The organism is Variovorax sp. P4_D9 (assembly GCF_056401695.1).
In genome coordinates, this window is record NZ_JBFUIU010000067.1 from 1 (window position 1) to 21,021 (window position 21,021).

At 68.9% G+C, this 21,021-nt stretch carries 21 protein-coding genes and 2 pseudogenes; 13 read left to right on the forward strand and 10 right to left on the reverse strand.

Features of this window, described 5'->3' with window-relative positions:
- Positions 1 to 4 precede the first annotated feature (4 nt).
- Positions 5 to 355, reverse strand: a pseudogene (locus AC1DY5_RS10200) (MarR family winged helix-turn-helix transcriptional regulator); the annotation flags it as partial.
- A gap of 167 nt (positions 356 to 522) precedes the next feature.
- Between AC1DY5_RS10200 and AC1DY5_RS10205 the strand changes: the two are divergent.
- Both AC1DY5_RS10205 and AC1DY5_RS10210 read left to right on the forward strand, forming a co-directional pair.
- Positions 523 to 2,871 carry a YgiQ family radical SAM protein gene (locus AC1DY5_RS10205; RefSeq protein ID WP_478111174.1) on the forward strand — a complete coding sequence of 783 codons (2,349 nt, stop codon included), beginning with the start codon at positions 523 to 525 and terminating at the stop codon, positions 2,869 to 2,871.
- Positions 2,872 to 2,905: 34 nt separating this feature from the next.
- Positions 2,906 to 3,820, forward strand: coding sequence for a hypothetical protein (locus AC1DY5_RS10210; protein WP_478111175.1), 915 nt, complete (start codon positions 2,906 to 2,908; stop codon positions 3,818 to 3,820).
- A gap of 22 nt (positions 3,821 to 3,842) precedes the next feature.
- On the opposite strand, the gene AC1DY5_RS10215 is transcribed toward AC1DY5_RS10210, so the two are convergent.
- From AC1DY5_RS10215 to AC1DY5_RS10225, 3 genes are all read right to left on the reverse strand, one after another.
- Positions 3,843 to 4,289 carry a universal stress protein gene (locus tag AC1DY5_RS10215; protein ID WP_478111176.1) on the reverse strand — a complete coding sequence of 149 codons (447 nt, stop codon included), beginning with the start codon at positions 4,287 to 4,289 and terminating at the stop codon, positions 3,843 to 3,845.
- A 97-nt stretch (positions 4,290 to 4,386) separates the two neighbouring features.
- Positions 4,387 to 4,857, reverse strand: coding sequence for a nucleoside deaminase (locus AC1DY5_RS10220; RefSeq protein WP_478111177.1), 471 nt, complete (start codon positions 4,855 to 4,857; stop codon positions 4,387 to 4,389).
- 20 nt (positions 4,858 to 4,877) lie between these two features.
- The gene (locus AC1DY5_RS10225) at positions 4,878 to 6,215 is read right to left on the reverse strand and encodes an MFS transporter (protein ID WP_478111178.1); all 1,338 of its coding nucleotides are present in this window, start codon (positions 6,213 to 6,215) and stop codon (positions 4,878 to 4,880) included.
- Positions 6,216 to 6,334: 119 nt separating this feature from the next.
- Between AC1DY5_RS10225 and AC1DY5_RS10230 the strand changes: the two genes are divergently transcribed.
- The 3 genes from AC1DY5_RS10230 (at position 6,335) to AC1DY5_RS10240 (ending at position 8,789) form a co-directional block, all read left to right on the forward strand.
- A complete protein-coding gene (locus tag AC1DY5_RS10230; protein WP_478111179.1) occupies positions 6,335 to 7,279 on the forward strand; it encodes a LysR family transcriptional regulator in 945 nt (314 codons plus the stop codon).
- 85 nt (positions 7,280 to 7,364) lie between these two features.
- The gene (uraD, locus tag AC1DY5_RS10235; protein ID WP_478111180.1) at positions 7,365 to 7,892 is read left to right on the forward strand and encodes a 2-oxo-4-hydroxy-4-carboxy-5-ureidoimidazoline decarboxylase; all 528 of its coding nucleotides are present in this window, start codon (positions 7,365 to 7,367) and stop codon (positions 7,890 to 7,892) included.
- 162 nt (positions 7,893 to 8,054) lie between these two features.
- Positions 8,055 to 8,789: a hemerythrin domain-containing protein gene (locus tag AC1DY5_RS10240; protein ID WP_478111181.1), complete on the forward strand. Its 735-nt coding sequence runs from the start codon at positions 8,055 to 8,057 to the stop codon at positions 8,787 to 8,789.
- Positions 8,790 to 8,797: 8 nt separating this feature from the next.
- On the opposite strand, the gene AC1DY5_RS10245 is transcribed toward AC1DY5_RS10240, so the two are convergent.
- The 3 genes from AC1DY5_RS10245 to AC1DY5_RS10255 all read right to left on the reverse strand — a co-directional run bounded on the left by AC1DY5_RS10245 (position 8,798) and on the right by AC1DY5_RS10255 (position 11,726).
- Positions 8,798 to 10,153, reverse strand: coding sequence for a GAF domain-containing protein (locus AC1DY5_RS10245; protein WP_478111182.1), 1,356 nt, complete (start codon positions 10,151 to 10,153; stop codon positions 8,798 to 8,800).
- Between the two features lie 5 nt (positions 10,154 to 10,158).
- Positions 10,159 to 10,656, reverse strand: coding sequence for a hypothetical protein (locus AC1DY5_RS10250; RefSeq protein WP_478111183.1), 498 nt, complete (start codon positions 10,654 to 10,656; stop codon positions 10,159 to 10,161).
- A 95-nt stretch (positions 10,657 to 10,751) separates the two neighbouring features.
- Positions 10,752 to 11,726: a LysR family transcriptional regulator gene (locus tag AC1DY5_RS10255; protein WP_478111184.1), complete on the reverse strand. Its 975-nt coding sequence runs from the start codon at positions 11,724 to 11,726 to the stop codon at positions 10,752 to 10,754.
- A gap of 157 nt (positions 11,727 to 11,883) precedes the next feature.
- On the opposite strand from AC1DY5_RS10255, the gene AC1DY5_RS10260 reads away from it, so the two are divergent.
- From AC1DY5_RS10260 to AC1DY5_RS10280, 5 genes are all read left to right on the forward strand, one after another.
- Positions 11,884 to 12,864 carry a Bug family tripartite tricarboxylate transporter substrate binding protein gene (locus AC1DY5_RS10260; protein ID WP_478111185.1) on the forward strand — a complete coding sequence of 327 codons (981 nt, stop codon included), beginning with the start codon at positions 11,884 to 11,886 and terminating at the stop codon, positions 12,862 to 12,864.
- A gap of 69 nt (positions 12,865 to 12,933) precedes the next feature.
- Positions 12,934 to 13,680, forward strand: a complete 747-nt coding sequence (locus AC1DY5_RS10265) for an NADPH-dependent F420 reductase (RefSeq protein WP_478111186.1) — start codon at positions 12,934 to 12,936, stop codon at positions 13,678 to 13,680.
- Positions 13,677 to 14,966 carry an NTP/NDP exchange transporter gene (locus tag AC1DY5_RS10270; RefSeq protein WP_478111187.1) on the forward strand — a complete coding sequence of 430 codons (1,290 nt, stop codon included), beginning with the start codon at positions 13,677 to 13,679 and terminating at the stop codon, positions 14,964 to 14,966. The genes AC1DY5_RS10265 and AC1DY5_RS10270 overlap by 4 nt, the downstream gene beginning before the upstream one ends.
- Positions 14,963 to 15,862 carry an aldo/keto reductase gene (locus AC1DY5_RS10275; RefSeq protein WP_478111188.1) on the forward strand — a complete coding sequence of 300 codons (900 nt, stop codon included), beginning with the start codon at positions 14,963 to 14,965 and terminating at the stop codon, positions 15,860 to 15,862. Before AC1DY5_RS10270 ends, AC1DY5_RS10275 begins: the two co-directional genes overlap by 4 nt.
- Before the next feature lie 30 nt (positions 15,863 to 15,892).
- Positions 15,893 to 16,441, forward strand: a complete 549-nt coding sequence (locus AC1DY5_RS10280; protein ID WP_478111189.1) for a histidine phosphatase family protein — start codon at positions 15,893 to 15,895, stop codon at positions 16,439 to 16,441.
- Positions 16,442 to 16,492: 51 nt separating this feature from the next.
- On the opposite strand, the gene AC1DY5_RS10285 is transcribed toward AC1DY5_RS10280, so the two are convergent.
- Positions 16,493 to 17,374, reverse strand: a complete 882-nt coding sequence (locus AC1DY5_RS10285) for a CoA transferase (RefSeq protein WP_478111190.1) — start codon at positions 17,372 to 17,374, stop codon at positions 16,493 to 16,495.
- A gap of 108 nt (positions 17,375 to 17,482) precedes the next feature.
- On the opposite strand from AC1DY5_RS10285, the gene AC1DY5_RS10290 reads away from it, so the two are divergent.
- On the forward strand, positions 17,483 to 18,385 hold the full coding sequence (locus tag AC1DY5_RS10290; protein WP_478111191.1) for an SDR family oxidoreductase: 903 nt from the start codon (positions 17,483 to 17,485) through the stop codon (positions 18,383 to 18,385).
- Here AC1DY5_RS10290 and AC1DY5_RS10295 read toward each other — a convergent pair.
- Both AC1DY5_RS10295 and AC1DY5_RS10300 read right to left on the reverse strand, forming a co-directional pair.
- Positions 18,376 to 18,631 (reverse strand): annotated as a pseudogene (locus AC1DY5_RS10295) (EamA family transporter); the annotation flags it as partial. The gene AC1DY5_RS10290 and the pseudogene AC1DY5_RS10295 overlap by 10 nt on opposite strands.
- Positions 18,628 to 18,921 carry an SDR family NAD(P)-dependent oxidoreductase gene (locus AC1DY5_RS10300; protein WP_478111192.1) on the reverse strand — a complete coding sequence of 98 codons (294 nt, stop codon included), beginning with the start codon at positions 18,919 to 18,921 and terminating at the stop codon, positions 18,628 to 18,630. The gene AC1DY5_RS10300 and the pseudogene AC1DY5_RS10295, both read right to left, overlap by 4 nt.
- A 175-nt stretch (positions 18,922 to 19,096) precedes the next feature.
- Here AC1DY5_RS10300 and AC1DY5_RS10305 point away from each other — a divergent pair, with 175 nt between their 5' ends.
- Both AC1DY5_RS10305 and AC1DY5_RS10310 read left to right on the forward strand, forming a co-directional pair.
- Entirely contained in the window at positions 19,097 to 19,885 is a 789-nt protein-coding gene (locus AC1DY5_RS10305; RefSeq protein WP_478111193.1) for an IclR family transcriptional regulator, read from the forward strand.
- 70 nt (positions 19,886 to 19,955) lie between these two features.
- A complete protein-coding gene (locus AC1DY5_RS10310; protein WP_478111194.1) occupies positions 19,956 to 20,936 on the forward strand; it encodes an alpha/beta fold hydrolase in 981 nt (326 codons plus the stop codon).
- Positions 20,937 to 21,021: the final 85 nt, after the last annotated feature.

Consider the following 21,021-nt stretch of genomic DNA (forward strand, 5'->3'; position numbering starts at 1 on the left):
ACTACTTCTGCTGCAGCGGCGCGAAGGCCAGGTGGCCGGCCTCCGTCAGCCGCAGCAGGCTCTGGCGGGCGTCGCGGGCGTCGGGCTCGCGACGCAGCCAGCCCTGGGACTCGAAGCGGCGCAGGATGCGGCTCAGGTAGCCGCCGTCGAGATGGAGGTCCTTGCCGATCTCGCTCGCCACCGCCCGCTCGCGGTGGGCGAGCTCGTACAGGATGCGGACGTCGGTGAGCGACATGTCGCTGTCCAGGTAAGGATCGAGGACCCCGATGCGGCGCGTGTAGAAGCGGTTGAAACCACGGATCGCCTTGACGGCGGCGGCTTCGGGGGCACGGGTGGAGGTCGACATGCTTGCCATTGTCAATTGATTGATTGCCAAAAGCAAGTAAATCGAGGACACCGGAACGGCCTTCGATTGCCCTTTAGCGCGACAGATCCAACGGAAAACCCTAAAATGATTGGTTGCCCACCACGGGCCCACCCGGCCCGCAGGCCTGCGCGGCAATCCCTTTGCCGTCTTTCCCGATGAACGCCCCCGTCGACGTCTCCTTCTTCACGCGCGCCGCCAAGCCGCTGACCAGCTACCGAAAGTACTGGGCGGCCCGCTTCGGCACGGCAAAGTTCCTGCCGACCTCGCACGCCGAGATGGACGCCCTCGGCTGGGACAGCTGCGACATCATCGTGGTCACCGGAGACGCCTACGTCGACCATCCGAGCTTCGGCATGGCCGTGATCGGCCGCATGCTGGAGGCCCAGGGCTTCCGCGTCGGCATCATTGCCCAGCCCGACTGGCAGAGCGCCGACCCGTTCAAGGTGCTCGGCAAGCCGAACCTGTTCTTCGGCGTCACCGCCGGCAACATGGATTCGATGATCAACCGCTACACGGCCGATCGCAAGGTGCGCAGCGACGACGCCTACACGCCCGGCGACATCGGCGGCAAGCGGCCCGACCGCGCGGCCATCGTCTATTCGCAGCGCTGCAAGGAGGCCTGGAGCGACGTGCCGATCGTCCTCGGCGGCATCGAAGGGTCGCTCCGCCGCATCGCGCATTACGACTACTGGCAGGACAAGGTGCGGCGCTCGATCGTGGTCGACGCCAAGTGCGATCTGCTGCTCTACGGCAACGCCGAACGCGCGATCGTCGAGATCGCGCACCGGCTGGCCGCGCGCGAGCCGGTGGCGCACATCACCGATGTGCGCGGCACCGCCTTCGTGCGCCGCGAAACACCCGAGGGCTGGTTCGAGATCAACTCGACCAGCGTCGACGAGCCGGGACGGGTCGAGGCCCATGTCAATCCCTACCTGATGGTGTCCGACCAGGCCAAGGTCAACGGCGCCACCTGCGCCAAGGAAGACGACGCCCAGGCGGTGGCCCAGGCCGCCGAGGCCGCGGGCTCGGTCAACCTGTCGATCAAGCCGCTGACCTTCGTGCCGAACCATGCCTTGCAGAGCCGCGAGCGCATCAAGGTGCCGCCGCGCGACCGCTCGGTGATCCGGTTGCCGTCGTATGAGCAGGTGCGCGCCGACCCGGTGCTCTACGCCCATGCCAACCGCGTGCTGCACCTCGAAACCAATCCCGGCAATGCGCGCGCGCTGGTGCAGGCGCACGGCGAGGGCACCACGGCGCGCGACGTCTGGATCAACCCGCCGCCGATCCCGCTGACCACGGCCGAGATGGACCACGTGTTCGATCTGCCGTATGCGCGCAGCCCGCATCCCAGCTACGCCGATGCGCACGGCAGCCACGACGGCGCGACCAAGATCCCGGCCTGGGAAATGATCCGCTTCAGCGTCAACATCATGCGCGGGTGTTTCGGCGGCTGCACCTTCTGCTCGATCACCGAGCACGAGGGCCGCATCATCCAGAGCCGCTCCGAGGAATCGATCATCAAGGAGGTCGAGGCCATTCGAGACAGCGTCAAGGGCTTCACCGGCACCATCTCCGACCTCGGCGGCCCGACCGCCAACATGTACCGGATCGGCTGCAAGTCGCCCGAGATTGAATCGGCCTGCCGCAAGCCGAGCTGCGTGTATCCGGGTATCTGCCCGAACCTCAACACCAACCACGATCCGCTGATCAAGATCTACCGCCGCGCCCGCGCGCTCAAGGGCATCAAGAAGATTCTGATCGGCTCCGGCCTGCGCTACGACCTGGCGGTGCAGTCGCCCGAGTACGTCAAGGAACTGGTGCAGCATCACGTCGGCGGCTATCTCAAGATTGCGCCCGAGCACACCGAGCAGGGCCCGCTCACCAAGATGATGAAGCCGGGCATCGGCAGCTATGACAAGTTCAAGCAGATGTTCGAGAAGTACTCGGCCGAAGCGGGCAAGAAGCAGTACCTGATCCCGTACTTCATCGCCGCCCATCCCGGCACCAGCGACGAGGACATGATGAACCTCGCGATGTGGCTCAAGAAGAACGGCTTCCGCGCCGACCAGGTGCAGACCTTCTACCCGTCGCCGATGGCCACCGCGACGGCGATGTACCACACCAACAAGAACCCGCTGCGCAAGATCACGCGCGACAGCGAGACGGTGGACATCGTGCGCGGCGACAAGCGCCGGCGGCTGCACAAGGCCTTCCTGCGCTACCACGACGCCAACAACTGGCCGCTGCTGCGCGAGGCCTTGAAGGCCATGGGCCGGGCCGACCTGATCGGCAACGGCAAGCACCACCTGATCCCGACCTGGCAGCCGCTGACCGATGGCAGCTACCAGAGCGCCCGGCGCAAGAACTCGACCGCCGTGGCGGCCAAGCCGGCGGCGCCGGTCAAAGGCCGCATCCTGACCCAGCACACCGGGTTGCCGCCGCGCGACACCGGGGCAGGGCGCACCCGGCCTTCGGCGGCCAAGCCGGTCCGCAAGGGCCGCTGAGCGGCCGGCGCCTCAGTCGCTGTATCGTGTCGGCATGAACACACTGCCGGCCGTCTTGTTGCTGTTCTTGCGCGTCGGCGTCGGCCTGATGCTTTCGATGTCGGTGTCGGTGTTCGGCGCCCAGGCGGCGCTCGAGGCGGGGTCCGCCCAGGCCCTGCGCGAGTTGCATGGCAAGCTCGGCGAACAACTGGCCCGCAGTCCCCTGAAGCGGCCGATCGTGCTCGATTCGGCCGAGACCGACGGCGGGCTGCAGGGCGATGTCTATGCGGTCGTCAATCATTCGCTCGGCGACGTGCGGCGAGCACTCGAGCAATCCTCGCAGTGGTGCGAGATGCTGCTGCTGCACATCAACAACCGGCGCTGCCGCGTGGCGCGCGGGCCCGAAGGCGAGGTGCTGACCCTGAGCGTGGTCCCGCGCTACGACAAGCCGATCGATCAGGCCTTCGAACTGTCCTTCGGGCACCGCGCGGTGCAGGCCACGGCCGACTACCTGCTGGTCGAGCTGGCAGCGGAATCGGGCCCGATGGGCACCAGCCACTACCGCGTGATGGTCGAGGGGATTCCGCTCGGCGAGCATCAGACCTTCCTGCATTTCGCCTACGCCTATGACCACAACATGGTGGCCCGGCTCGCCACCATGGCTTATCTCGCGACCTTCGGCAGCCACAAGGTGGGCTTCACGGTGGTCGGCAAGCAGCCGAACGGCGATCCCGACTACATCCGCGGCCTGCGCGGGCTGGTGGAACGCAATGCGATGCGCTATTTCCTGGCGCTGGAGGCGTACCTCGACGGCCTCCCGGTGCCGGCGCCGGAGCGCGCCGACAAGCGGCTGCGCCGCTGGTTCGAGGCCAGCGAGCGCTATCCGACCCAACTGCACGAGGTCGACCTGAGGACCTACCTGGCGGTCAAGCACGAGGATCGCCTGCGCGACGCAGGCCTGGCGCGCTGAGGCCTCGCGCCGCGCTGGGCCGTCAGCGCAGCACCAGCACCGGTGTGTGCGAATGAGTCAGCACATGCAGGGTCTCGCTGCCCATCAGCAGGCGCTTGATGCCGCGCCGGCCGTGCGAGGCCATCACGATCAGATCGCAATGGTGGACCCGCGCGGCGTCGATGATGGCTTCGGACACGCCTTCGGCGCGCATCACGATGCTGGTGGTGCGCTTGACGCCCCGGGCATCGGCCTTGGCCTTGACCGCATCGACCACCCGCTGCGACTCGGCGTCGGCCTCGTCGCGCAGGCGCGAGACCTCGATCTGGCTCAGCAGTAGCGAGCCTTCGAAGTAGCTGGCAGACTGGGGATGGGAGACCTTGACCGCGAACAGCTCGGCCTGAGTGAGGAGGGCGAGGTCGATGGCGCTGGTCACGGCCTGTTCCGACAATTCCGAGCCGTCGGTGGCGACGAGTATGCGTTCGTACATGCGGAACTCCCGGGCGGACGGGGGCCCGCCCCCGGCTTGAGATTAGTCCCCCCGGCACGCGTGCGCAAGGCGCCGACGGCGTTCTAGACCGTTTCGCCTAGCGGAGTCGTCGCCAGGCCTCGTAGAGATCCTCGCYCTCGGCCCGGACCGGCAGGCTCGTGAGCTTCATCTCGCGCTGCGAGAGCGGCCGGGCCAGCTCCGCATAGCCGCGTTCGGCCGACAGGTCGTAGGGCTCGCCGTCCTCGTTCGAGTAGGCGTAGAACACTTCCTTGACGCCCGCGAGGTACATCGCCGTCAGGCACATCGGGCAGGGATAGCCGCTGGCGTAGACCGTGCAGCCGCTGAGGTCGGTGCTCCGGAGCGCCCGGCCGGCGGCGCGCAGCGCCTGCATCTCGGCATGGGCCGAAGGGTCGAACAGCGCCTCCACCTCGTTGACGCCGGTGGCGATGACCCGGCCCTCGCGCGCGATCACCGCGCCGAAGGGCCAGGTCTTGCGCTCGCGCACGTTTTCCATGGCGAGCCGGATGGATTCGAGCAGGTATTTTTCGTCGTGATGAGCGCTTGTCATGGCAAGTTCCTGGAAGGTGTTCAGGCCTGCTTGCGGGCCGGCCGGCGTGCGATGAAGGCGATCACCAGCACCGCTGCCAGCAACTCGATGAAGGCCACGAGGTAGAGGCCCGGCGCGACCCGCCCGGTCGCGTTCTTGATCAGGCCCATGGCGTAGGGGGCACCGAAGCCGGCGAGGTTCGAGATCGAATTGATCAGCGCCACGCCGACGGCCGCCGCGCCGCCGCTCAGGAACATGTTGGGGAACTGCCAGAACACCGGGATCGCGCTCATGGTGCCGACCAGGGCCAGGCCCATCGCGAGCAGTGGCACGAAGGCCAGCAGGCCCGGCACGCCGAGCGCCACAGCCAGCAGCAGCATGCCGCCGGCGCCGCACATCGCCGCACCACTGAAGTGCCAGCGCACTTCGCCGCGGCGGTCGGAGTTGCGGCCGTTGAGGATCATGCCGGCAGCGCCGAACAGGTAGGCCGCACCGGCGATCCAGCCGATCGCCATCGGCGTCGTGAAGCCGGTCTCCTTGATGACCGTCGGGATCCAGAAGGTCAGCGTCGAGTTGGCGCACAGCAGGCAGAAGAAGATCGCGATCAGCAGCCAGACCTTGGGATGGGTGAACAGCTGGCGCCAGTCGCTGCCGCGCTCGCCGAGCCGGCGGTTGTCGAGCTCGAGCTCGTGCTGCACCACCTTCTTCTCGTTGTCGCTGAGCCAGCGCGCCTGCTCCGGCCGGTCGGTCATGTAGAACCAGGCGAAGACGCCCGCGAGCACCGACGGAATGCCCTCCAGCACGAACAGCCACTGCCAGCCGTGCCAGCCCTGCACGCCGCCCATCGACGTCATGATCCAGCCGGCGATCGGACCGCCCAGCACGCCGGCGATGGCCGATGCCGACATGAAGGTGCCGAAGGCCTTGGCACGGCGCTGCGAGGGGTACCAGTAGGTCAGGTACAGGATCACGCCGGGGTAGAAGCCGGCCTCGAAGGCGCCGAGCAGGAAGCGCAGCACATAGAACTGGGTGGGCGTCGTGACCCAGGCCTGCATCATGCAGACCAGGCCCCAGCCGATGGTGATGCGCATGACCGTCTTCTTGGCGCCGATCTTCTGCAGCAGCATGTTGGACGGCACCTCGAAGAAGAAGTAGCCGAGGAAGAAGATGCCCGCGCCCAGCCCGTAGACCGCCTCGCTGAAGCGCAGGTCGTCGAGCATCTGCAGCTTGGCGAAGCCGATGTTGACCCGGTCCAGCCAGGCCAGCACCCAGAGCGCGCCGAGGAAGGGCAGCAAGCGCCACGAGATCTTCGAGTAGGTCGAATCGACCTGGTCCTGGGGGGCGAGGGCGCCGGGCAGCGCCATGTCGTGTGCGGTCATCGTCAGCTCCAGAGTGAGTGCCAAGCTCGGCCCGCCGATGTTGGCGTCTCGCGCCGCTGTGCGAAACTGGGCAGCCGCAATAGAGCACATAGCAATGTCGATATCCGGAGGCTGAACCCGTGTCCCGCGCCGACGATCCGTTCGAGACCTACCTGCTCAGGGTGCTGTGCGCGCTGATCGCCGAGCAGAGCGTCTCGCGCACCGCGATCCGCATGGACCAGTCGCAGCCGGCGATCAGCGGCGCGCTCAAGCGGCTGCGCGAGATCTTCGGCGATCCTCTTCTGGTGCGCGACAAGAACACCATGGTGCCGACCGCACGCGCGCTCGCGGTCGCGGCGCAGGCGCGGGCCGCACTGGCCCTGCTCGACGGTTTGGTGAGCAGCGGCGACTCGTTCGAGCCGGCGACCACCGAACTGGCGTTCACGATCGCGACGCCGGACTACCTGGCGCCGCCCTTCCTGGCCGAGGTGGTGCGGGTCTTCCGATCGAAGGCGCCGCGGGCCCGGCTCAGCGCGATGCCGCTGGGCCCACAGTTCGACTACGAGCGGGCGCTGCAGGATGGCGCGGTCGACATCGTGATCGGCAACTGGCCGAGTCCGCCCGAGCACCTGCACAGTTCCACGCTGCTGGAGGACGAGGTGGTGTGCATCCTGGCGCGCGAGAACCCGCTGGCCCGCGAGGGCGCGCTGACCGCCGAGCGTTACCTGGAGGCGGCGCACCTGGTGCCCATGCCGTATTCGATCGCCCAGCGCGGCGTGGTCGAGGCCAGCCTCAACACGCTGCGAATGCAGCGCGACCGGCGCGTGGAGTGCCCGTACTTCAGCGTCGCGCCCAGCCTGCTGCCCGGCACCGACCTGATCATGACCACCAGCCGCCATTTCGCGCAGTACCACGCCGATCGGCTCGACATCGCGATCGTGCCGTCGCCGATGCCGTTTCCGGCGATGCGTTTCTACCAGTTGTGGCACGAGTCGCAGCACCGCGCAGAGCCGCATGCCTGGCTGCGCAGCGTGCTCACGGCCGCGGCGCGCACGCTCGCCGCGCCGGCCGCGCCGCCGCAGTGACGGCGCGGCGCCTTCGGCGCTTTGCTATGGGCCGTATAACGGTGAGCGTCTTCGTGTCGGGCCGATGCGTTCCTACACTGGCCGCATGTCCACGCAGCCAAGCACCCTCGACCTGCGCGCCGTCAATGCGATGGAACGCAGCGCATTCACCGCCGCTCTTGGCGACATCTTCGAGCATTCGCCCTGGGTCGCCGAAGCGGCATGGGCCGAGCGGCCCTTCGCTTCCGTGGCGGCGCTGCACGCGGCGATGATGGCGGCGGTGCGGGCCAGCGGCAGGAGCCGGAAGATCGAGTTCCTGCGCGACCACCCGCCCTTGTCGGGCACTGCGGTGCGGGCCGGCACGATGACCACCGATTCGATCGCGGAACAAAAGAGCGCCGGCCTGGAAGCGCTGTCAGCCAGCGAAGAAGAAAGCCTGGCGCGACAGAACCGTGACTACCAGGCGCGCCACGGCATTCCGTTCATCGTCTGCGTGCGGCACTACACGCGGGCCGGCATCTTCGCGGAACTGGCGTCGCGCAGCGCGCGCGAACCGTCCGAGGAACTGGCCGAGGCGATGCGGCAGATCGGCTTCATCACCGGCCTGCGCCTCGCCGCGCGGGTCAACGCCTGACCCGCGGACATGTCGATACGACGAGGCGCACGCAACATTTAAGGTTTGGTGAGGGATTGCTTAAGCAATTCTTAGCGGCGCGCGCGCGCCCGGATTCCTAGACTTCTTCCCAGCAGGCCGGCGCACGGTGCGCCGGCCGCTGAACTTGGAAGGTAAAACCCCATGAACATCGATCAGCGCGAATTGCGCCATGTCGCGGAGGCCGCAGCGCCCCGCGTCGACCTGTACGCTGGCATTCACAAGGCGCTGCGCGCGCTGATGGCCGACACCCTGCTGGCCGTCGGGCGCATGGACAGCGAGGATGCGCTCGAACTGGCGCAGGCCACGCAGCGCGTGCTGGAACTGCTCGACTTCTGCCGCTCGCACCTGCAGCACGAGAACGAATTCGTGCACACGGCGATGGAGGCCCGCGCACCCGGCGCCAGCGGCAAGATCGCGCATGAGCACGACGAGCACCTGCAGGCCATCGTTGCGCTGGCGAAGCAGACCACGGCGCTGCTGCAATGCGAGGCCGCCGCGCGGGCGACCGGCGCGCTGGCGCTGTATCGGGCGCTCTCGCTCTTCATCGCCCACAACTTCGAGCACATGCATGTCGAGGAGACGGCACACAACGCGGTGCTCTGGGCCCGCTACACCGATGCCGAGCTGATCGAGATCCACAACCGGCTGGTCGCCGCGATCCCGCCCGAGGAGATGATGCTCGTGCTGCGCTGGATGGTGCCCTTCCTGAATCCGGCCGAACGCGCCGCGATGCTGGTCGACATGCGCGCGCATGCGCCGGCGCCGGCCTTCGCGGCGGCGCTGGACCTGGTGAGGCCGCACTTGACCGAGCATGAATGGGCCAAGCTCAGCCTCGCCCTGGGACTGCCGGCGGCATCGGGGCTGGTGCAGCGCTGAGGCCCGCTTCAGCCGGCGATCTCGGTCAGCGCGACCGGTCGCTCGACCCGCAGCAGGAAGCGTCCGCGCCCGGTCTTCTCGATTCGGATGTGCGGGCTGTTCTCCTGCAGCCGGCGCTGCAGCAGCACGAGGCGCGCCTCCAGGTTGTCCGACAGGTCGGGCAGTCGCAGCGCCGGGTCGAGCCGCAGCTCGCGGTTGCTGAACTCGCTGCGGCCCTGCTGCGTGTGCTCGCGCAGGAGCTTGCCCAGGATGGCGCCGGCCACGCCTTTGATCAGGTAGCTGTCGCCGATGAAGATGCTGCTGTTGGCGAGGTAGTGGCGGACCGCGATCGGTGCCCCGGAGGGCGGCGACGCGCGGCCGGGCGGCTCGGCCACGGCCGCCGCCTCGTCGCCGGTGCGCAGCAGTTCCAACGCGGCCCCCAGGTGGCCCGCGATCGCGACCAGCGCGTCCTCGTCCTCGAAGCCGAAGCGCATGTCGAGCGGACTCTCGACGAACAGCGCGCCGAGCAGGCGGCCGCTGGAGACGATCGGGGCCGCCAGCTGGCTGTGCGGCTCGGCCAGGCCCGGGAACGGGATCTCGGTGTCGAGCACCAGGCCGGGTTCGATCTCGCGCATGCTGCTGCGCACCGCGTGGCTGTAGCTCGCTGCGTGGGTCATGTGGCTGATGCGCACCGGTGTGCGCTCCCGCGCAGCGACGCCGATCACGCCATTGCCGATCTCGATTTCGGAGCCGACGCCCGACCTCGCATAGCCGCAGCTGGCCACCGTGTACAGGCGCTCGGTGCTGCTGTCGCGCATCAGCACCATCGCATGGCGGATGTCGAGCTGGTCATTGAGCACCGCCAGCACGGCCTGCAGCAGCTCGTCGGTCGCGCAGCAGGCCGCGAGCCGCTCGGCGGAGCGCCGCACCCCGGCCAGCAGGCTGTGGCGCGGCGGCGGCAGGGGCAGGCGCTCGCCTTCCAGGGCCTCGATGGCTTCGACCTCGTAGATGTCGGCGCCGCGCAGGCGGAACACGCCCGCCATGCCCGAGTGCGAGGCGATGCCGGCCAATTGCGCCTTCATGCCCTCGAAGCGCGGCCCTTCGGTCTCGGTGCGCAGGTAGCGCAGCGCGAGCCGATAAAAGGCGGCGGTCCTCGGGTCCATTACCAGCACCGCGGCGCGCGGGTTGGCGAGGATGTTCTGGCGCGTCTTGTTGAAGAACTGGAAGGACAGCGCGACGTGCCGCTCGTCGACGTAGTAGACCTGCGAGATGTAGGCGACGTTGGGCGTGCCGTCCTGTGAGCAGGTCGCCATCATCGCCGGGATGGCGCCCTCACAGCAGGCGCGGATCTCATGCAGCGAAGGGGGCGGCGGGCTCGCGCTCATCGGCGTCAGGCTGCGGGCAGCGGGCTGCCGGCCTTGGGCCCGGGCGTCTGGTCGTAGGCCTCGGTCGGGGTGAAGCGGATCGCCACCACGTCGTCGAGGTCGAAAGCCAACATGGCGCGCACGAAGACGGCGTCGTGGCCGACGCAGGCGATCTCGTGCTCCATCGAGCGCAGGTAGCGGCGCAGCAGGGGCAGGTCGCTGTCGGTGGCGGCGCGAAGCTCCGCGCGGCGGGCCTTCACCTGCACCGTGCGATGGCTCAGCGGTTCGCTGAAGACCACTGCGATGTGGCCGGTGGCCGCGACGTCCTGCAGCAGCTGGCGCGACTGGCCGCGCGAGACATAGACCGTGAGCTCGCTGCCGTCGGCCGCGATGCTGCTGCCGACCGCGCGCATCAGGCTGGGCCGGTGCGCAGCGTTGCGCGAGGCGACGATGGCCGAGACGCCCTTGTCGATCATCGCAATGTGCTCGGGGCTCAGGAGGGCGCGGGAAGGGGTGGCGGACATGGGACGGGGCCGGTCGGCGGAGTCCGGCATTTTGATTCAAAGTCCCGCTGCCGTCAGTTTCGCGGACGGCCTACGCCATGCGGCCGAAGCGCGGCTCAGGCGGCCAGTCGCACCGCCGCCATCGGCGGCGGGCTGACCCGCAGATGGCGCGTGGCGCTGGCGGTGCGCATCACCGCCGACAGCAGGGAGCGGAACCAGATGTGGCCCGGCGCATGCTGGTTGCGCCCATGCCAGAGCTGGTAGAAGCGCATCGGCGGGAAAACGATCGGCGACGGCACGACTGCCAGCGGCAGCATGGCGGCGAAGTGCAGCGCGAAGTGCCGGCTGGTGGTGAAGATCAGGTCGGTGCCCGGCAGCAGGTGCGGCGCCATCGCGAAGTAGGGCACCGTCACCGTCGGCGCCCGTGTCAGGCGCTGGGTCGCCAAGTGGGTCTCGACCACGCCGCGCTGCAGCCCGCTGTAGAGCAGCGGCACGACGTGCGAGCCTTCCAGGTAGTCCGAGGGCCGCATGCCGCCGGCGCCCGGATGGTCGCGGTCGACCAGACAGACGATCTCGTCCTCCAGCAGCAGCGTGGTGCGCAGGTGCTCGGGCGGCTGCGGCCAATTGCCGATCACGACGTCGAGCTTGCCGTCAGCCAGGGCGCTGTCGTAGTCGTAGTCGGGCCCAAGCGGCTGCAGCAGCATGCGGGCCCCCGGCGCGGTGGTGCGCAGGTAGTGCACCACCGCGGCCATCAGGGGCGGCGCCAGGTAGTCGGGCGTGCCGATTCGGAAGGTCTGGCGTGTGGTCGCGGGGTCGAAGACGTCGCCGGGCGAGAGCAGGGCGTCGATCTCGCCGAGCACCACGCGCACCGAGGCCTCGAGCTGCAGCGCGCGCTCGGTCGGCACCATGCGCTGCTTGTCCTTGATCAGGAGCGGGTCGTCGAAGATCTCGCGCAGCCGTTTCAGCGCGCTGCTGATAGCCGGTTGCGACTGGTTCAGGCGCGTGGCCGAGCGCGAAACGCTGCGCTCGTTCATCAGGATGGTGAACACGCGCAGCAGGTGGGTGTCGAAAGGGTCGTTGGAGCGTGACATGGCCGGTCTCCTGCACAACTTTGGTGCCCCGAGGCACCAGCGCCAGTCGCCGGCGGGCTCGGGTGCGGCGATTTGTTATGCCGCGGATTGCTACCTAGCGATTGGCGTGCCATGGTTGCGTTCCTAAAGTCGGGTATCCCTCTTGCTGCACCACACCATGACCACCTCCCTGCACCCCACGCGCCGCGGCGCCCTCCAGATCCTGGTCGCCGGCGCCGGCGCGCTCGCGCTGCCGGCCTTCGCCCAGTGGCCGGACAAGCCGATCAAGATCATCGTCACCTTCCCGCCCGGCGGGTCGAGCGACATCCTGGCGCGGGTGATGGCCGAGCAGCTCGGCAAGAAGCTGGGCCAGGCGGTGGTGGTGGACAACAAGCCCGGCGCCGGCGGCACCATCGGCGGTGCCCAGGTGGCGACCGCGGCCGCCGACGGCTACACCTTTCTGCTCTCGAACACCACGCCGATCGCGCTCGGCCCATTCACGCTCGACAAGCAGCCCTACGATCCGGTCGCCGCCTTCACCCACATCGCCTACCTGGGCTCGGCGCCGCTGGTGATCATGGCCAGCAAACCCTCGGGCATCACGAGCTTCGCCGAACTCGAGGCCCGCGCCCGCAAGGACGGACGGCTGGATTTCGGCTCGGGCGGCCCGGGATCCATCGGCCACGTCCATGGCGAGCTAATCAAGAAGACTACCGGCGCCAACCTCGTGCATGTGCCTTACCGCGGCGGCGCTCCGATGACCACCGACCTGATCGCCAACGTGATCCCGGTCGGCATCGACGTCATCACCGCCTACGTGCCCTTCTTCAAGAGCGGCCAGTTGGTGCCGCTGGCGGTCACGGGCAGCGCCCGCTCGCCGCTGATGCCCGAGGTTCCGACCATCGTCGAGGTGGGCCAGCCCAAGCTGGTGCTGGAGAACTTCTTCGGTCTCAGCGGGCCGGCCAAGCTGCCGCCCGACATGGTGGTGCGGCTGCACGACGCCTGCAACGAGGTGCTGGTGATGCCCGAGGTGCAGAAGAAGCTGATCGAGCTAGGCATCGTCGCCAAGCCGGAGAGCACGGCGCGCTTCGAGGGCATGGTCAAGGATCAGGTGGGTGTGCTCGGACCGACGGTGAAGGCGGCGGGCATCAAGCTCTGAGTCGGTTCCGGGGTGCTTGCGCCGCCCCGGCAGGGGGCGGATGATCGCCTCGAACTCCAGGAGCTTTCGATGGCGCGGCATCAGCCTGTGTTCGATCGGACGCGGCGCGGCTTGGTGACGGCCGGCGCTGCTTGGACCACGCTCGCGCTGCTGTCGCCGGGGCGGGCGTTGGCGCAGCCGACGGCCGGCCTGCGCATCGGCATCATCGGCGCCGGCCGGATCGGCGGCACCCTCGGCGGGCTGTGGGTCAAGGCCGGCCATCCGGTCATGTTGTCCTCGCGCCATCCTGACGAACTCAAGGATCTGGTCGCGAGTCTGGGCCCGCCGGCGAGCGCGGGCAGCGTGGCGCAGGCGATCGCTTTCGGCGACGCGCTCTTCATCGCGGTGCCCTATGGCGCGCTGCCGCAGATCGGCAAGGACTACGGCAACGCGCTCAAGGGCAAGATCCTGCTCGATGCCTGCAACGCCGTGGCCTCGCGCGACGGCAGCGTGGCCGACGAAGTAGAGCAGGAAGGGATCGGTGTGGTGTCGCAGAAATACCTGGGCGCTGCGCGGCTGGTGCGGGCATTCAACACCATGTCCTACACGATCCTCGCGCGCGAGGCCAATCGGCCCGCGCCGAGGCTCGCGATCCCGATCGCGGGCGACGATCCCGAAGCCGTGCGCGTTGCAGCCGCGCTGGTCAGCGATGCCGGCTTCGACCCCGTGGTGGTCGGCAAGCTGGCCGATGCGCGCAAGTTCCAGCGTGGCGGCCCGGGCTATGGCCAATCGGTGAGCGCGGCGGAACTCAGGCAGAAGCTGTCGCTGGCGCCATGACGGCGCTCCACCGCTGGCTGCGGCGGGCGGTTCCGGCGACGCCGCAGGAGCTGTCGGCAGCGCTGTGGTCCTTCGGCTATTTCTTCGCGCTGCTGGCGGGCTATTACGTGCTGCGGCCGCTCCGCGACCAGATGGGCATCGCGGGCGGCACGCGCGCGCTGCCGTGGCTCTTTACAGCGACCTTCGTGAGCTTGCTCGCGGCGCAGCCGGTCTACGGCGCGCTGGTCGCGAAGCTGCCGCGCGCCCGCTTCATCCCGATCGTCTATCACTTCTTCGTCGTCAACCTCGCGCTGTTCTGGGTGCTGCTGGCGCTCGGCATCGAGCCGGTGATCGTCGCGCGCGTGTTCTTCGTCTGGGTCAGCGTCTTCAACCTGTTCGCGGTCGCGGTGTTCTGGTCCTTCATGGCGGACCTCTTCACGAGCGAGCAGGGCAAGCGGCTGTTCGGCTTCATCGGCGCGGGCGGCACGGCGGGCGCGCTGCTGGGACCCCTCATCACCATTGCGCTCTCGGTGCCGCTCGGGCCGCACAACCTGCTGATCGCGGCCATCGTGTTCCTCGAGATCGCTGTGTTCTGCGCCCACCGGCTCGAGCGCAGCGCCGGCGTGAACCCGGCCCATCGGCAGGAGGCGTCCCGCGTCGGCGGCAGCGCCTTCGCCGCCTTGTCGGGCCTGCTGCGTTCGCCGTACCTGCTCGGTGTCGGCGCGTGGGTCAGCCTGCTGTCGTTCGGCGCCACGATGCTCTACTTCGCGCAGGCCAACGTGGTGTCGGCCACCGTGCACGGCGCCGGTGCGCAGACGCGCGTCTTCGCGAGCATGGACCTCGCCGTGGGGCTGCTCACCTTGGCGACGCAGGTGTTCGCCACCGGCAGGTTCCTGCAGCGCTTCGGCACCGGCGTGGCGGCGGGTGCGCTGCCGGCCGTCTACATGGTCGGCTTCCTCGTCTTGGCGATGACGCCGACTCTGGCGGTCATCGTCGTCTTCCAGGTCGTCCAGCGGTGGATGAACTTCGCCATCGCCAACCCAGCGCGGCAGGTGTTCTTCACCGTCGTCGGGCGCGAAGAGAAGTACAAGGCCAAGAATCTGATCGACGTCGTGATCTACCGGGGCTCCGATGCGCTCTACGGCTGGGTCTACGACGTGTTGCACGCAATCGGACTCAAGATCGGCGCCATCGCGCTGTGCGCGGTGCCGGTGGTGCTCGCGTGGCTCGTCCTGTCGGCGGCGCTCGGCCGCACGCAGGAGCGCCGCGCCTCTTTCGACGTCGCCGCGCAAGGAGAACCGCCATGACCTGCATCACCCGGCGAGACTTTTCCGCGCTTGCCGCCATGGCAGCCGTGCTGCCGCCAGCCGCGTTCGCGCAGGGCGGGTCAGCCGCGCTCATCACGCGCGCCATCCCCTCCACCGGAGAGCGCCTGTCCGCCGTCGGACTCGGCACCGCCAACGTCTTCAGCACCGACGACGCCCGCACGCGCGAATCCGCGGCGCAAATCCTGCAGACACTCGTGGATGCCGGCGGCCGGCTCGTCGATACCGCCTCGGCCTATGGCGACGCCGAACTCGTGCTGGGCCAGGCGATGACCGCCATGAAGGCGCGCGACAAGATCTTCATCGCCACCAAGCTCCGTTCCCCCGATGCGGCGGAACTCGAGCGCTCGTTCGCGCGGCTGGCGACGCGCCGCATCGACCTGCTGCAACTGCACAACGTGCGCGACCCGCAGCAGTCGCTGGCCCGCTTCAGGGAATGGAAGGCGCAGGGCCTGTGCCGCTATGTCGGCATGACCTCCACCTTTGAGCGCGACTACCCGGCCTTCGAAACCGTGCTCCAGCGCGAGAAGCCCGATTTCGTGCAGGTCGCCTATTCGCTCGACGACCGCGAAGTCGAAGCACGCATCCTGCCGCTGGCGGCCGAGCTGCGCGCCGGCGTGCTCACAGCCTTGCCCTTCGGCCGCGCGCGCCTGTTCCGTGCGGTGCGCGGCAAGCCGCTGCCTGATTGGGCGGCGGGCTTTGCCGGCAGCTGGGCGCAGTTCTTCCTCAAGTTCCTGCTCGCCGACGAGCGCGTGACGGCGGTGATCCCCGGCACCTCCGACCCCGTGCACATGGCCGACAACCTCGGCGCGATGCGTGGAAGCTTGCCCGATGCCGAGGAGCGGAAGCGGATGGTGGCCTTTCTGCAGAGCCTCTAGGCGAAGCCATCTTTATCGAGGGCAAGACGATTGCAGCGACGCGATTTTTTCCTGCTCGTCCTCGCAGCCGTCAACGCCCGCGCACAGCCGGCGGACGCCGCGCTGGTCGCGCAGTTCCGCGCCGGGCGCTGCGCGGTGCTGTGGCGCCATGCGCAGACCACGCCCGGCGTCGGCGATCCGCCCGGCTTCAGGCTCGGCGTTTGCAGCAGCCAGCGCAACCTGAGCGTGGAAGGGCGCGCGCAGGCCGTCGCGGCAGGCGAATGGTTCAAGGCCCACGCGCTCAAGCCGGCCGCGGTGCGCTCCAGCGCATGGTGCCGGTGCAGGGACACCGCCGACCTCGCTTTCGGCGCGCACGAGCACTGGTCAGCGCTCGACTCCACCTTCGGCGGCGCCCCCGACGCGCCGAACCGCCGGCAGGCGCTCGAGGATGCACTGGCCCGCATCCCGGCCGGCGCCTTCGAGGTCTGGGTCACGCATCAGGTGAACATCGGCGCGTTCACCGGCGAGTCCGTCGCGATGGGCGAAGCCGTGATCGTCGGCCCGGAGGGCAGGGTGCTGGGTCGCAGCAGCTTCGGATGAAGCGGCGCGCGGTCAGCGCAACCGCACCACCCGGACCCTCCCGTTCGCCTGTCAGTCGGCGAGCGTGAGCAGCGGCACGTCGTGCTCGCGTGCCATCGCTTCGAGTTCGGCGCGGGTGCGCGTGCCGATCCAACGCGCGATCGCCTCGTGCGTTCCAGACGCGAACATGCTCGACGATGCCAGCCCGGCCACTTCGCAGAGCCGCGCCGCGAAGTGCGGCTCCAGTGCAGCGACCGCCACGCGACCGTTGGCGCAGGGGTAGATGCGGTAGCCCGCATGGGCGCCGCCGACCGCGCCGTCGGGGGTGGTCAGTCCCCAGCTGCGCGGCAGCGCCAGCCAGTCGGCGGCGGCGTTGAGCGCCACCTCCAGGTAGATCCCCGCCATGTGCGACGCACCGGTGCGCAGGGCTGCCTTCAGGACCGCTTCGCTCGCGAGCAGCGCGCCGCCCATGTCGGCGTACAGCGTCGGCGGCAGCGTGGTGTCGGTGATCAGGCCGCTCTCGGCGAGGTAGGTGAGGTCGTGCCCGGGCTCTTCGGCGCGGTCGCCGGGGGCGCCGACGATCGCCACCTGTGAGAGCCTCGGATGCCGGGCATGCAAGGCGTCCCAGTCCAACCCCAGCTTGGCCAGCGCGGAGGGTCGGAACGAGGTCAGCAGCACGTCGGTGGCTTCGAGGACGCGGTGCAATTGCTGCTGGCCGGCTTCGGTCTTTAGGTCGGCGGCCTCGACCGTGACGCCCTCGTGCAGCGCCGCGTAGGCGCTGCGGTTGTAGACAGCCATCGGGTCGCCGGACGGGGGTTCGAGCTTGGTGCAGCTTGCGCCCATGGCGCGGCAGCGCATCAGCGCGGCGGGGCCGGGCAGGTTGAGCGCGAGGCTCAACACGCGGACACCGGCCAGCGGAGCGAAGGTCTCGGGGGAAGAGGCGAGTGCGTGCATCGGGCGATTCCTTGGGCGGCGAACAATCAAAGCTTACAGGCTCGCGCCCGGCGCACTACGATGCGTGCTGCACAGCGCGTTCCATCCATTCAAGACAAGGAGACTTGCATGTTTCAAACCGATCTCATGGCCGGCCAGCGCATTCTCGTGACCGGCGGCGGCACCGGCCTCGGCCGCGCGATGGCCGAGCGTTTTCTGGGGCTGGGCGCCGATGTCGCGATCTGCGGCCGGCGCCAGAGTGTCTGCGAGGAGACCGCCGCCGAATGGCGCACGCAGTTTCCGGGGCGGCGCATCGACACCTTCGGCGTCGACATCCGCAATGCGCAGGCGGTCGACGAGATGGTCGACAGTCTGTGGCAGTCCGGCGGGCTGACCGGGCTCATCAACAACGCGGCGGGCAACTTCGTCTCGCCGACCGAGGCCCTGTCGCCGCGCGCCTTCGACGCGGTCGCCAACATCGTCTTCCACGGCAGCTTCTACGTCACGCAGGCGGTCGGCAAGCGCTGGGTCGCCGAAGCGAAGGAGGGCAAATGGAAGACCGGAGATCCGTACCGCAGCGTGATGAGCATCATCGTCACGTGGGTCGACAACGGCAGCCCCTACGTGGTGCCGTCGGCGATGAGCAAGGCCGGCATCGAGGTGATGACCAAGTCGCTGGCGGTCGAGTGGGCGCGCTACGGCATCCGCCTGAACGCGGTCGGCCCGGGCGAGATACCGACCGAGGGCATGAGCAAGCGGCTGAATCCCGGTGAGGAGCCCGGCGCGCGGAGCAAGGCCCACAACCCGATGGCCCGGACCGGAAAAATGAGCGAGCTGCAGAACCTCGCGGCCTTCCTGATGGCGCGCGGCCAGTGCGATTGGCTCACCGGTCAGAGCATCATGATGGACGGTGGCAACGCGCTCGCGACCGGTGGCAACTTCTATGAACTTCGGCAGTGGAGCGATGCCGACTGGCTGGCCGCGCGCGAGCGCATCGAGGCGCAGAACCAGAAGGACAAGACTCAGCGCTGAGCACCTGCGGCGGCCGGCCGTCTCGCCCACGCCCAGGCCCCCGGCCACGCCCTTGTTGATCACCAGTCCCAGCAGCACGGCCGCCGTACTCAGCCATTGCGCGGGGCTCGGCCGCTCGCCGAAGGCCAGCGCGGCGGCCGCCAGGCCTACCACCGGCACCAGCAGCGAGAAGGGCGCGACGCGGCCCGCCGGATGGCGCTGCAGCAGCCGGGTCCACAGCGTGTAGGCGAGCAGGGTCGCGACTAGGCCAGGAACCGCACCAGCCCGAGGCGGCCGGCGAGGCTCGCGATGCCGGCGAGTACGCCACGGCCGCGCGCACGCATCGGTGCGGCGAAGGGCTGGAAAGTGGTCGCCACCCCGAGCAGGTTGATCTCGAGGATGCGGCGGAACACCGCCAGGTCCGAGGCCTCGGCGGTGTCGAAGCCGCCGGCCACGCCGGCGTTGGCGATCACCGCATCGGGCGTGCCGAAGCGGCGGGTCCAGTCGCCGGCAGAGGGTGGCGCTGTCGAGTCCGACCAAGGCAACCTTGGCACCACGGCCGAGCGCGTCGGCGGCGAGGGCGCGGCCCAGGCCGCCGCAGGCGCCTGTAATCACCAGGTTGTCTAAACGAATATTCATCGGAATCGCAATGCCACTGCTGGGTACTTTGGCGAATTTTCTGCAAAATCTCGGAATTTATGTTATAGTTGTCTCGTTTTTCGAGATTTTTAGATGAATCTCTCAGAATCATCCCCCGCCGATGAGGTCGAGCAGGCCGCGACCCCCGGCCTGCGCCTGTTGCAATTGCTGGAGCTCGTGTGCTCGGCGAACGAGCCGCAGAACCTGGTCGACATCGTGCGCATGAGCGGCCAGCCCAAGCCTTCGGTGCACCGGATGCTGCAGCAGCTCGAGACCGGCGGGCTGCTGGCGCGCGGCGGCGATGGCCGTCGCTATGCGATCACGCCGCGCCTGATGCGCTTCGCCGAGACCGTGCTTCGGAGCAGCTCCTCGACCGGCGTGCGGCACGCGGTGCTGCGCCAGTTGGTGGCCGATGTGGGCGAGACCTGCAACCTCACGGCCTTGTCGGGCGCCGAGGTGATCTACCTCGACCGCGTCGAGACCGCCTTCCCGCTGCGGCTCGAACTCGGGCCCGGTTCGCGCGTGCCCCTGCACTGCTCGGCCAGCGGCAAGCTGTTCCTGGCGCATCTGCCGAAGGCGCAACGCGAGCGATTGCTCGCCGGACTGGACTACCGGCGCTACACCTCGCACACGCTGCGCTCGCGCGAAGCGCTGGAGGGCGAACTCGAGCGCATCCGTCAGGACGGCCATTCGGTCGATGCCGAGGAATTCATCGACGGACTGGTGTGCCTCGCGGTGCCGGTGCGCGACGATGCCCACAGCCCGCTGCGCTGCGCCGTGGCGCTGCAGGCGCCGGCGGTGCGCATGCCGCTGCCGCAGGCGCTGCAGCAACTGGACAAGCTGCGCAACGCGGCGCAGGGGATCGCGCGGGCGATGCGCTGAGGCGGGGGCGGACCTTGCCAGCGACTGCATTCGTCGGCATCATCGCCGGCGCTGAAGAAGGAGCTCGCCGATGACACCGTGGATTCGCCATGCCGCTGCTCTCGCCACCTTCGTGACTGCGGCCGCCGCGCAGTCCGCGGGCCTCGTGGGCAACACGCTGCCACCGGGCTTTCCTTCGATTGAGGACACCTCGCTGGCCCGGCCGCTGATCGGCTTCGGCGCCGCCGGACCGGCGACGCGGACGCCGGTGATCTTCATTCACGGCAACAACGACACGCCGTTCCCCACCGCCTGCAACCCCTACGGCCGGGTCCAGGCGATGGCGCAATACTTCGCTGACAACGGCTATGCCACCAGCGATCTCTGGGGCGTGGGCTACCAGGGCGACCAATGCGACCTGGCCGCCGACCCGACCCGCCGATCGAGCATCGCCCACACCAACGCAGCCAACGTGCCCGACCTGCGCCGCTTCGTGCGCGCGGTGATGGACTTCACCGGTGCCAAGCGGGTGGACATCGTCGGCCACAGCCTGGGCGTGACGCTGGCGCGCGAATGGATGCGGCAGGACGAGGCGCAAAAGATGGCGCGCCGCTTCGTGGCCATCGACGGGCCCAACCACGGCATCATCAATTGCTCGCCCGACCCCGCCAATTACTGGCAGGCCCCGGCGGCGGGCGGCTTCACGCCGGCGAGCGAGGTCTGCCAGGAACTGGGCTCGCCCGACACGCCTTTCCTGCGCCTGCTCAATGGCCGCAACGAGAACGGCGGGCCCACGCGCGTGCTGGTGATCCGCAACGGCGATGCCAGCTTCGTCTACTTCCCGGTGCAGGACGGCTCGATCGCGCCGGTGCCCGCCGTGGATTCGTTCGGCAGCCCGACCGACTTCGCGAGGAGCGCCAGCCTGCGCGGCGCGCGCGAGATCGTGCTGACGGGGCAGGGCGCCTACGATCCGATCCTGCACACCGGGCACCTCGGCATCCTGAATTCGCCGCAGACCTGGCAGGCCGCGTTCGAGTTCCTGAACGATCGCTCCAGGGGCAAGGACGACTGAGAGAGTGAGAGTTTTTCTCCGACCCTCGCGAACTGGCACGGGACTGGCTACAGCCCTGGCATGTCAACACAGGCCACAGACGAGG